At 62.8% G+C, this 9,395-nt stretch carries 10 protein-coding genes; 7 read left to right on the top strand and 3 right to left on the bottom strand.

Annotated features, from left to right (window positions below; genetic code table 11):
* Window positions 1-97: 97 nt before the first annotated feature.
* Together mazG and B215_RS0115380 are read right to left on the bottom strand one after the other, a co-directional pair.
* On the bottom strand, window positions 98-850 hold the full coding sequence (mazG, locus tag B215_RS0115385; RefSeq protein ID WP_019370537.1) for a nucleoside triphosphate pyrophosphohydrolase: 753 nt from the start codon (window positions 848-850) through the stop codon (window positions 98-100).
* Window positions 851-924: 74 nt separating this feature from the next.
* On the bottom strand, window positions 925-2,256 hold the full coding sequence (locus B215_RS0115380) for an MFS transporter (protein WP_019370536.1): 1,332 nt from the start codon (window positions 2,254-2,256) through the stop codon (window positions 925-927).
* Window positions 2,257-2,408: 152 nt separating this feature from the next.
* Here B215_RS0115380 and cyoA point away from each other — a divergent pair, with 152 nt between their 5' ends.
* Genes cyoA through B215_RS0115345 form a run of 7 tightly spaced genes read left to right on the top strand, consistent with a single transcriptional unit; the run spans window position 2,409 to window position 9,022 of the window.
* Window positions 2,409-3,521: a ubiquinol oxidase subunit II gene (gene cyoA, locus B215_RS0115375; RefSeq protein WP_019370535.1), complete on the top strand. Its 1,113-nt coding sequence runs from the start codon at window positions 2,409-2,411 to the stop codon at window positions 3,519-3,521.
* Window positions 3,522-3,529: 8 nt separating this feature from the next.
* The gene (cyoB, locus tag B215_RS0115370) at window positions 3,530-5,530 is read left to right on the top strand and encodes a cytochrome o ubiquinol oxidase subunit I (protein WP_026009312.1); all 2,001 of its coding nucleotides are present in this window, start codon (window positions 3,530-3,532) and stop codon (window positions 5,528-5,530) included.
* 4 nt (window positions 5,531-5,534) lie between these two features.
* Window positions 5,535-6,161, top strand: a complete 627-nt coding sequence (cyoC, locus tag B215_RS0115365; protein WP_026009311.1) for a cytochrome o ubiquinol oxidase subunit III — start codon at window positions 5,535-5,537, stop codon at window positions 6,159-6,161.
* Window positions 6,158-6,535: a cytochrome o ubiquinol oxidase subunit IV gene (gene cyoD / locus B215_RS0115360; protein WP_019370532.1), complete on the top strand. Its 378-nt coding sequence runs from the start codon at window positions 6,158-6,160 to the stop codon at window positions 6,533-6,535. Before cyoC ends, cyoD begins: the two co-directional genes overlap by 4 nt.
* Entirely contained in the window at window positions 6,532-7,224 is a 693-nt protein-coding gene (locus tag B215_RS0115355; RefSeq protein ID WP_019370531.1) for an SURF1 family protein, read from the top strand. The genes cyoD and B215_RS0115355 overlap by 4 nt, the downstream gene beginning before the upstream one ends.
* The gene (locus B215_RS0115350) at window positions 7,221-8,498 is read left to right on the top strand and encodes an ATP-binding protein (RefSeq protein WP_019370530.1); all 1,278 of its coding nucleotides are present in this window, start codon (window positions 7,221-7,223) and stop codon (window positions 8,496-8,498) included. Before B215_RS0115355 ends, B215_RS0115350 begins: the two co-directional genes overlap by 4 nt.
* A complete protein-coding gene (locus B215_RS0115345) occupies window positions 8,495-9,022 on the top strand; it encodes a response regulator transcription factor (protein WP_019370529.1) in 528 nt (175 codons plus the stop codon). Before B215_RS0115350 ends, B215_RS0115345 begins: the two co-directional genes overlap by 4 nt.
* A 50-nt stretch (window positions 9,023-9,072) precedes the next feature.
* Here the strand turns inward: B215_RS0115345 and B215_RS20250 are convergent.
* The coding region (locus B215_RS20250) for an EAL domain-containing protein (RefSeq protein ID WP_037513941.1) at window positions 9,073-9,395 on the bottom strand (323 nt) is incomplete at its 5' end.

Here is a 9,395-nt window from a genome sequence, read left to right as displayed (position 1 = left end):
TTGGGAATCCCTCACCGATTCAGTGCGGTCAAAATCCGCTCTAGACGCGAATGGGTCCCGGCTTTCGCCGGGATGACGCGCAGCAGTTGATGCTCGCTCAACCCCGCTTCACCGCCTGCCACAGCGCTTCCTTGCCCTCCAGGTCGAGTCCCACAAACGCCTCGCCGGCACGTTCCTCCATCGCCTTGAAGCGCCGCTCGAACTTGCCATTCGCCGCCCGCAGTGCCGCCTCTGGCTCGATGCCCAGCTTGCGGGCGAAGTTCACAACCGCGAACAGCAGGTCGCCCACCTCCTCGGCACGGTGGGCCTCGTTCTCGGCCATCTCGACCTCGTCCAGTTCCTCCAGGATCTTCGCCCGCGCGCCGCTGGCATCCGGCCAGTCGAACCCGGTGCGTGCCGCGCGCTTCTGGAGCTTCTCGGCGCGGAGCAGCGCGGGGAGGCCGATCGCCACGCCGTCGAGCGCGCTCGATGCGCCCTTCGCGCCGCGCTCCTCAGCCTTGATGACTTCCCACAGATGGTGCCCGCCCTCAGCGACGTCGCCGAAGATATGCGGGTGGCGGCGCTCCATCTTGTCGCTGATCGAGGTCACCACATCGGCCAGCGCGAACTGCCCGGCTTCCTCGGCGATGCGGGCGTGGAACACGACTTGGAGCAGCAGGTCGCCCAGTTCGTCCTTGAGGTCGGCGATGTCGCCGCGCTCGATCGCATCTGCAACTTCATAGGCTTCTTCGATGGTGTAAGGGGCAATCGTTGCAAATGTCTGCGCCACGTCCCATTCGCAGCCGCGTTCGGAATCTCGGAGACGCTCCATGATGGCGACCAGACGATCGATACCGGTGGGGGATGTCATGAAAAGCCTCCTGAGCGCGGGTGCGATCAGGAGGCCATGAAGGTCCGATGCGGCTTAGGCAAGCCAGACTGGGATCAGTCGAGGCGACGCCCCAGTTCCTTGTTGTAGTATAGTGCTACGAGTGTTCCGACCGCGCCCGACAGCAGGTACAGCCCGGCCGCCATCACGCCCCAATTGCTGGCCAGCAGCAGCGCGCCCAGCGGCGCGAAACCTGCCCCGAACAGCCAGGCAAGGTCCGACGTCAGGGCAGCACCGGTGTACCGGGCACGCTTCGGGAAGTTGCTCGCGACAGCGCCGGAAGACTGGCCGAACGCCAGGCCGAGCAGGATGAAGCCGAGTACCATGAAGATAGTCTCGCCCGCGCCGCCCTGTTCGAGCAGCTGGGGCGCGAAGCCCGAATAGGCGGCGATCGCAGCAGCCGTATAGGCAAGCAGCGAACGACGTCCGATCTTATCGGCCAAGAGGCCGGAGATCACGATAGCGACCACGAAACAGGCAGCACCGCCCACTTCGATCCACAAGAATCGCGTGAGATTTTCCGTCGTGTAAAGCGCGACCCAAGAGAGGGGGAAGACCGTGACCATGTGGAAGAGGGCGAAGCTCGCGAGAGGAGCGAACGCGCCGATGATGATGTTGCGCCACTGCGCCTTGATCGTCGCGGTGACGCGAGACGGAGTGAGCTCACGACTTTCGAAAAGCTTCACATATTCCGGCGCCACGACCATGCGCAGCCGTGCGAACAGCGCCACCACGTTAAGCGCGAACGCCACGAAGAATGGATAGCGCCAGCCCCAGCTCATGAAATCGGCAGAGTCGAGTGCGCCCAAGAAGTAGGCGAACAGGCCGCTTGCCACGATCAAGCCGAGGGGGGCGCCAAGCTGTGGCACCATCGCGTACCAGCCACGGCGATCGGCCGGTGCATTGAGCGCCAGGAGCGAGGCGAGGCCATCCCATGCACCGCCTAGTGCGATGCCCTGCAACACGCGCAAGGCGGCCAGCATCACCGCCGACCACATGCCGATCTGCGCATAACCCGGCAGGAATGCCATGGTCACCGTGGCTGTCCCCAAAAGGAACAGCGCGATCGTCAGCTTGGCACCGCGCCCATGGCGACGGTCCACGCGCATGAAGATCTGCGTGCCGATTGGGCGGGCGATGAACGCGAGCGGGAATAGCGCGAACGACCAGAGCGTGCCGGTCACGCGATCGAGATAGGGGAAAACCAGCGCCGGGAACACCAGCACCGAAGCGATCGCGTAGACGAAGAAGTCGAAGAATTCGGACGTTCGTCCTATGATCACGCCGATCGCGATATCGCCTGGGCGGAGGTGATCGTCACCCTTGGAGGTGTTGATCAGGCGGGCGTCACGTTCGATCTGAGTCGAACCAATCTGAGCATTGGCCATAGGATATTTCTACTGCAAAGCCTTTGGGAAAGCACCTAGGGAATGTCGCGGGTTGCAGCCATGGGACAAATTGTCCTATTTCGCACCTGCACAACAATCCCTAACTCGCGGCCGCTATGTTTCGATCCATGCCCCTTTTCCGTCGCGCAGCGATGCGTCCGATGGCTCTGATCGCTACGCTTTCCGCTCCGCTGATCCTCGGCGGATGCGACCTCGTGGTGATGAATCCATCCGGTGACGTCGCCCGCCAGCAGGCCGACCTGATTCTCTGGTCGACCTTCCTGATGCTTCTGATCATCGTGCCTGTAATGGCGCTCACGGTGCTGTTCGCGTTCAAATATCGCGCCAGCAATCGCGATGCCGAGTACGAGCCGGATTGGGACCATTCGACCCGTATCGAACTGGTGATCTGGTCGGCGCCGCTGCTGATCATCATTGCGTTGGGCGCGTTGACCTGGCTGGCGACGCACAAGCTGGATCCATACCGGCCGCTGGACCGCATCGCTCCGGGAAAACCGATTGCCGCGGATGAGAAGCCGCTGGAGATCCAGGTCGTCTCGCTCGACTGGAAGTGGCTGTTCATCTACCCCGAACAGGGCGTTGCCACCGTCAACGAACTGGTACTTCCCGCCGATCGGCAGGTGCGGTTCCGCATGACCTCGTCGACCGTCATGAACACCTTCTACGTGCCGGCAATGGCGGGCATGGTCTACACGATGCCGGGCATGGAGACGAAGCTCCACGCGGTTATGAACAAGGTCGGCACGTTCGAAGGCATCAGCGCCAACTACAGCGGCGCAGGTTTCTCCGACATGCGTTTCCCGACCATCACGACCGATCAGGCCGGTTTCGATCAATGGGTGCAGCAGGCAAAGGGAGCGTCGGCACGCTTGGACAGCGCCCGCTATCTCGAGCTGGAGAAGCCAAGCGAGAAGGTGCCTGCAATGCGCTTCGGCGCAGTGGATGCCGGCCTGTTCGACCGCGTCGTTCAGATGTGCGTCCAGCCGGGCAGCACCTGCAGCTCGCACATGATGCACCATGGTGCGGGTGCCCATCACGTGGCGCCTCCGGTAAACAATAAGCCTGGCGAAGGCGCTGACGGCGCGTTGATGAAGTCGCCGGACGAAATGAAGACGAGTCCGCACCTCACGCATCCGCATGGCGATCCTTCCGGTCGCCGCGAACCGGGCTCGGATTCGAACCGCAACATGACCCGCCTCGACGCGCCGGCCACTTCCGGCCGCGCGGTGGCGGGCAAGGCTTGAGCACTGCCATGTCTGAAACTTTGACCAAGATGATCTTCGGTCGGCTTTCCCTCGAAAGCCTCCCGTTGCATGAGCCGATCGTGGTGGCGACCTTTTGTGGCGTCGCGCTCGGCGGTGTCGCGCTTGTCGGCGCGCTGACCTATTTCCGCCTGTGGGGCTATCTCTGGAAGGAGTGGTTCACCACCGTCGATCACAAGCGCATCGGCATCATGTACATGATCCTGGGCCTGGTGATGCTGCTGCGTGGCTTTGCCGATGCGATCATGATGCGTGCCCAGCAGGCTATGGCGTTCGGAGCCAACGAAGGCTATTTGAACGCACACCACTACGACCAGATCTTTACCGCGCACGGCGTGATCATGATCTTCTTCGTGGCGATGCCTTTCGTCACCGGGCTCATGAATTTCGTGGTGCCTCTGCAGATCGGCGCGCGCGACGTCAGCTTCCCGTTCCTCAACAATTTCAGCTTCTGGATGACGGCTGCCGGCGCCGCGCTGGTGATGGCCAGCCTGTTCGTGGGCGAGTTCGCGCGCACCGGATGGCTGGCGATGGCGCCTCTATCAGGGCTCGACTATTCGCCCGATGTCGGCGTCGACTATTACGTCTGGGCCCTGCAGATAGCCGGCGTCGGCACATTGCTATCCGGCGTCAACCTGATCGCAACGATCGTGAAGATGCGCGCGCCTGGCATGGGCCTGATGAAGATGCCAATCTTCACCTGGACCGCGCTTGCTACCAACATCCTGATCGTCGCTGCCTTCCCGGTGCTGACCGCGGTGTTGGCGATGCTCAGCCTCGACCGCTATGTCGGCACGCACTTCTTCACGAACAACGCCGGCGGCAATCCGATGATGTACGTGAACATGATCTGGATCTGGGGTCACCCGGAGGTCTATATCCTGATCCTGCCCGCGTTCGGCATCTTCTCGGAAGTCACCTCTACCTTTTCCGGCAAGCGCCTGTTCGGCTATACTTCGATGGTATACGCCGTTCTGGTCATCACCATCCTGTCGTACCTGGTCTGGCTCCATCACTTCTTCACGATGGGTTCCGGCGCGAGCGTGAACAGCTTCTTCGGCATCACCACAATGATCATCTCGATCCCGACGGGTGCGAAGATCTTCAACTGGCTGTTCACCATGTACAAGGGCCGCATCCGTTTCGAGCTGCCGATGATGTGGACCGTTGCCTTCATGCTGACCTTCGTGATCGGCGGCATGACCGGCGTTCTGCTGGCAGTCCCGCCTGCGGACTTCGTGCTGCACAACTCGCTGTTCTTGGTGGCGCACTTCCACAACGTGATCATCGGGGGCGTGCTGTTCGGCCTGTTTGCCGGCATCAACTACTGGTGGCCAAAGGCGTTCGGCTTCAAGCTGGACAAGAAGTGGGGCCTGGTGTCGTTCTGGTGCTGGGTCGTAGGCTTCTGGGTGGCGTTCATGCCGCTCTACGTTCTGGGTTTGATGGGCGTCACTCGTCGCCTGCGCCACTTCGAGGATCCGAGCCTGCAGATCTGGTTCGTGGTAGCCGCAATAGGCGCTGCGATCATCGCAGTCGGCATTGCCGCCTTCCTGCTCCAGATCTTCGTCAGCATCCGCAACCGTGCGGCTCTGGCCGACGAGACTGGGGATCCTTGGGACGGGCGCACGCTGGAATGGGCGACCTCGTCGCCGCCGCCGGCCTACAACTTCGCGTTCACGCCGGTGATCCACGATCTGGACTCTTGGTACGACATGAAGGCGCGGAAGGCCGTCCGTCCGGTTACCGGCTTCCTGCCGATCCATATGCCGAAGAACACCGGTGCCGGCATCATCCTGGCAGGCTTCTCGTTGGTCTGCGGCTTCGCGATGATCTGGTATATCTGGTGGCTCGCGGCGGCTTCGTTCCTCGGCCTGATCGTCACGGCGATCGTCCACACTTTCAACTATGATCGCGACTTCTACATCTCTGCGGAAGACGTGACCGAAACCGAGAATGCGCGCACCCAGGTGCTGGCGCGGCTGGGAGCATGAGGCGATGAGCCCCACCACCGTACAATCGGGCGACGCGCCCGTCTTCTACCAGACCGAAGAGCATCACCACGAAGAAGGCGGCAGCACGCTGCTCGGCTTCTGGATGTACCTGATGAGCGACTGTCTCATCTTCGCGATGCTCTTCGCGGCCTGGGGCGTATACGGCAGCAGCTATGCCGGCGGGCCGACCCCGCAGGAACTGTTCAAGCTCCCGCTGGTGGCGGTGAACACGGCGATGCTCCTGTTCTCGTCGATCACCTACGGCTTCGCGATGATCGCGGTGCAGGAGAAGCGCCAGGGTGCGATGCAGGCATGGCTTGCGTTGACAGCGGTTTTCGGTGCTGCCTTTCTCGCGATAGAGCTTTATGAGTTCTCCGAGCTGATCCATGAGGGCGCGGGGCCGCAGCGTTCCGCGTTCCTCTCGTCCTTCTTCACCTTGGTCGGCACGCACGGCCTGCATGTCACCTTCGGTCTCATCTGGCTGTTCACTCTGATGGTCCAGGTTGCGCGGAAGGGGCTTGTCCCCGCCAACGTTCGTCGCCTCCAGTGCCTTTCGTTGTTCTGGCACTTCCTCGACGTGATCTGGATCGGTGTGTTCACCTTCGTCTATCTTCTTGGAGTGCTGCGATGAGCGCGGATACCCATGGCCACGCAGGCCATCACCATGACGATCATGGCGCCCCGCATTCGACCCGCGGCGGCTATATCACCGGCTTCCTGCTTTCGGTTGTCCTGACGGCGATACCTTTCGCGATCGTGATGGGCGGCTGGATCGCCGATACCCGTCTCGCAGTCGGCATCTGTGCGGCGCTGGCCGTGGCACAGATCCTGGTCCACATGGTCTACTTCCTGCACATGAACAGCAAGTCGGAGCAGGGGTGGACGATGATGGCGCTGATCTTCACCGTCATCATTGTGGTGATCGCGCTGACCGGTTCGTTGTGGGTGATGTACCACATGAACCTCAACATGATGCCAGGAATGGGTTCGGGTTCAGGCATGTGATCCGGCGCCGCCGACGCTCGCTGCTGGCAATCGCGCTGCTTCCGCTCATAGCCCTATTGCTAGGGCTGGGCATCTGGCAGATCGAGCGGCGGGCTTGGAAGCTGGCGTTGATCGAGCGCGTGGAACGGGGACTGGCGGCGGCGCCGGTCCCTGCGCCGGGCCCGGCCGATTGGCCGGGCATCGGCACGGACGCCACTTACCGGCGCGTTCGCGTTTCCGGCCAGTATCTCTCCTGCCGCACGCATCTTTCCCAAGCCGTGACCGAGCTCGGGCCCGGAAAGTGGGTGATGACTCCCCTGCGGAGCGATCGCGGCTTCGTCGTTTTCGTCAATCGCGGTTTTCTGCCCGAGGGGAAACATCTCCCCCCGTGCGGACAAGACCTGCAGTCGGTGATCGCGGTGACCGGGCTGCTCAGGCTGAACGAGCCGGGCGGAGGATTTCTCCGCAAGAACGATCCCGCAGCCAGCCGCTGGTATTCGCGTGACGTGCAGGCGATGGGTGCAGGTCTCAAGCCGCTCGCGCCCTATTTCATCGACGCAGATCGCGCAGGTCCGGGGTGGCCCCGCGGTGGCATGACCATCGTGCGGTTCAGCAACAGCCATCTCGTCTATGCGCTGACCTGGTTCAGCCTGGCCGCGCTGACCGCGTGGTTCGCCTGGTGGGCCTGGCGGGGCGGGGCGGACGCATGAGAGCATCGGCGCCGGAAGACGCGGCGCGGCGCAACCTTCTGCTTCTTGTCCAGCTCCGCTGGCTGGCAGTGGTGGGGCAACTGACCACCATCCTCGGTGTCCATATCGTCTTTGGCGTGCGGCTGCCGCTGGTTCCAATGCTGGCGACGATCGGCGTGCTCGTCGTGTTGAACTTGGCCATGTTCCCGGCACGGGCGTTGCGGCCAGCCAGCAACACGCAGGTGCTGGCCGGTCTGCTGGTAGACGTCGCCTGCCTGACAGGTCTGCTCTATCTGAGCGGTGGCGCCACCAACCCGTTCATCTCGCTGTACCTGCTGCAAGTCGTGCTGGGCGCAGTGCTGCTTGAGACCTGGTCCAGTTGGGCGCTGGTGCTGCTCACTAGTACCTGTTTCGCGGTGCTGGCGGTGGTGCACCGCCCGCTGCCGCTGCCGCCGGCGCTCGCCAGCAGCCTGTCCGGCCCTTTCGTGTTCGCACTCTGGTTCAACTACACGCTAACAGCGACTCTGGTCGTGCAGTTTGTGACGCGCATCGCCCGCAATCTGCGCGATCGCGACGCGCGCTTGGCCGAACTGCGCCAGCGCGCCGCGGAGGAGGACCATATCGTTCGGATGGGGCTGCTTGCGAGCGGGGCTGCGCACGAATTGGGCACACCGCTGGCATCGCTTTCGGTTGCACTCGGCGACTGGCGCGCGGACGCAAAGATCCGACGCGACCCGCAACTGAGCGTGGAAGTGGCGGACATGCAGGCGGAAGTTGCGCGATGCAAGGCAATCGTCGCCGGTATCCTCTTCGCCGCTGGCGAGGTGAGCGGGGAAGCTCCCGAGCGCACTACGCTGCGTCGGTTCGTGACCGGGCTGATCGAAAGCTGGTCCCGCAACGATAGCGTCACGTTGGACTATCGCCTTTCAAGCGATCTGCCAATTGTTGCTGATCGTGCGCTGGGGCAGGCAATCGTCAACTTGCTTGACAACGCGATCGAGGCGGGGGCGTCGCGAATCTACCTGTCGGTCAGCGCGGTAGAGGACACGCTGATGCTGTTGGTGCGCGACAATGGCGGTGGCTTCTCGGACGCGATCCTGCCCCGGATCGGCCAGCCCTATACCAGCAGCAAGCGGCAACAAGGCGCGGGACTTGGTCTGTTCCTCGCGCATAACGTGTTGCGCACGCTGGGCGGATCTATCGAGGCGCGGAATCTGGAAGGGGCTGGTGCCGAAGTGGTATTCCGCGTACCGGTGCGTGCCCTCGCACTCGAAGAACCAGGCACAGGCGGATGACCGACCACAGGCTGCTGATTGTCGAGGACGATGCGGTCTTCGCGCGTACGCTGGCCCGTTCGTTCGAGCGTCGCGACTATCGGGTGGAAGTACTGAACGGCCCCGAAGACGTGGAGGCAGCGGCCCTGCGGTTGAGGCCCGATCGCGCCGTCGTCGACCTGCGATTAGGGGGGAGTTCCGGGCTGGCCTGCGTGAAGCAGTTGCATGCGCTCGACCCGACGACGCGGATCGTGGTTCTTACCGGCTTCGCCAGCATCGGCACGGCGGTGGAAGCGATCAAGCTGGGCGCGACCAACTATCTGATGAAGCCGGCCAACACCGACGACATCGAAGCCGCGTTCGAGCGCGTGGAAGGCGATGCCGAAACCGAACTGAAGGCGCGGCCGACCTCGATCAAGACGCTGGAATGGGAGCATATCCACCAGACATTGGCTGATACCAACTACAATGTTTCCGAAGCGGCCCGGCGCCTAGGCCTGCATCGGCGGACGCTCGCGCGCAAACTGGACAAGAAACACCTCTAAGGAGGCGCTGGGCCGGAAGCGGCCAATAGAATGAAGCTGCTCGGCCCCCGTCAGTGCAGGATCGGCGGATCGGAGGCGATACCCATTCTCTTTTGCGGCAGGGCAACCACATTGGGCGAGTGCAGCATCCGCGTCGCTCGCTCGAAGTCGACCGCCGGGGAAAAGAGATGGCCCTGGCCACAGGCGCAGCCGATGTTCCGCAGCCGCTCGGCCTGAAGTTCGGTCTCCACGCCCTCTGCGATCACCTTGATGTCGAGCTCGTGCGCGATGTGCAGCACGCCTTCGACGATCGCCCTACTGGCGCTGCTCTGCATCAACTGGTCGGTAAAGGTAAGCGTCCGACCTGACCCGTATTGCGTGGCAACTTCTGCTG

Origin of the sequence: Sphingomonas sp. ATCC 31555 (genome assembly GCF_000282895.1) — a bacterium.
Lineage (GTDB): Bacteria > Pseudomonadota > Alphaproteobacteria > Sphingomonadales > Sphingomonadaceae > Sphingomonas.
The sequence above is the reverse complement of the archived record's forward strand: the minus strand, read 5'-3'. Positions and strand labels throughout refer to the sequence as shown.

What these genes read in the sequence shown, in the direction of transcription:
- cyoB (WP_026009312.1), top strand. Translation starts at nt 3,530, where the DNA reads ATGTCTGAAACTTTGACCAAGATGATCTTCGGTCGGCTTTCCCTCGAA.
- cyoD (WP_019370532.1), top strand. Translation starts at nt 6,158, where the DNA reads ATGAGCGCGGATACCCATGGCCACGCAGGCCATCACCATGACGATCAT.
- B215_RS0115380 (WP_019370536.1), bottom strand. Translation starts at nt 2,256, where the DNA reads ATGGCCAATGCTCAGATTGGTTCGACTCAGATCGAACGTGACGCCCGC.
- B215_RS0115350 (WP_019370530.1), top strand. Translation starts at nt 7,221, where the DNA reads ATGAGAGCATCGGCGCCGGAAGACGCGGCGCGGCGCAACCTTCTGCTT.
- mazG (WP_019370537.1), bottom strand. Translation starts at nt 850, where the DNA reads ATGACATCCCCCACCGGTATCGATCGTCTGGTCGCCATCATGGAGCGT.
- B215_RS0115345 (WP_019370529.1), top strand. Translation starts at nt 8,495, where the DNA reads ATGACCGACCACAGGCTGCTGATTGTCGAGGACGATGCGGTCTTCGCG.
- cyoA (WP_019370535.1), top strand. Translation starts at nt 2,409, where the DNA reads ATGCGTCCGATGGCTCTGATCGCTACGCTTTCCGCTCCGCTGATCCTC.
- cyoC (WP_026009311.1), top strand. Translation starts at nt 5,535, where the DNA reads ATGAGCCCCACCACCGTACAATCGGGCGACGCGCCCGTCTTCTACCAG.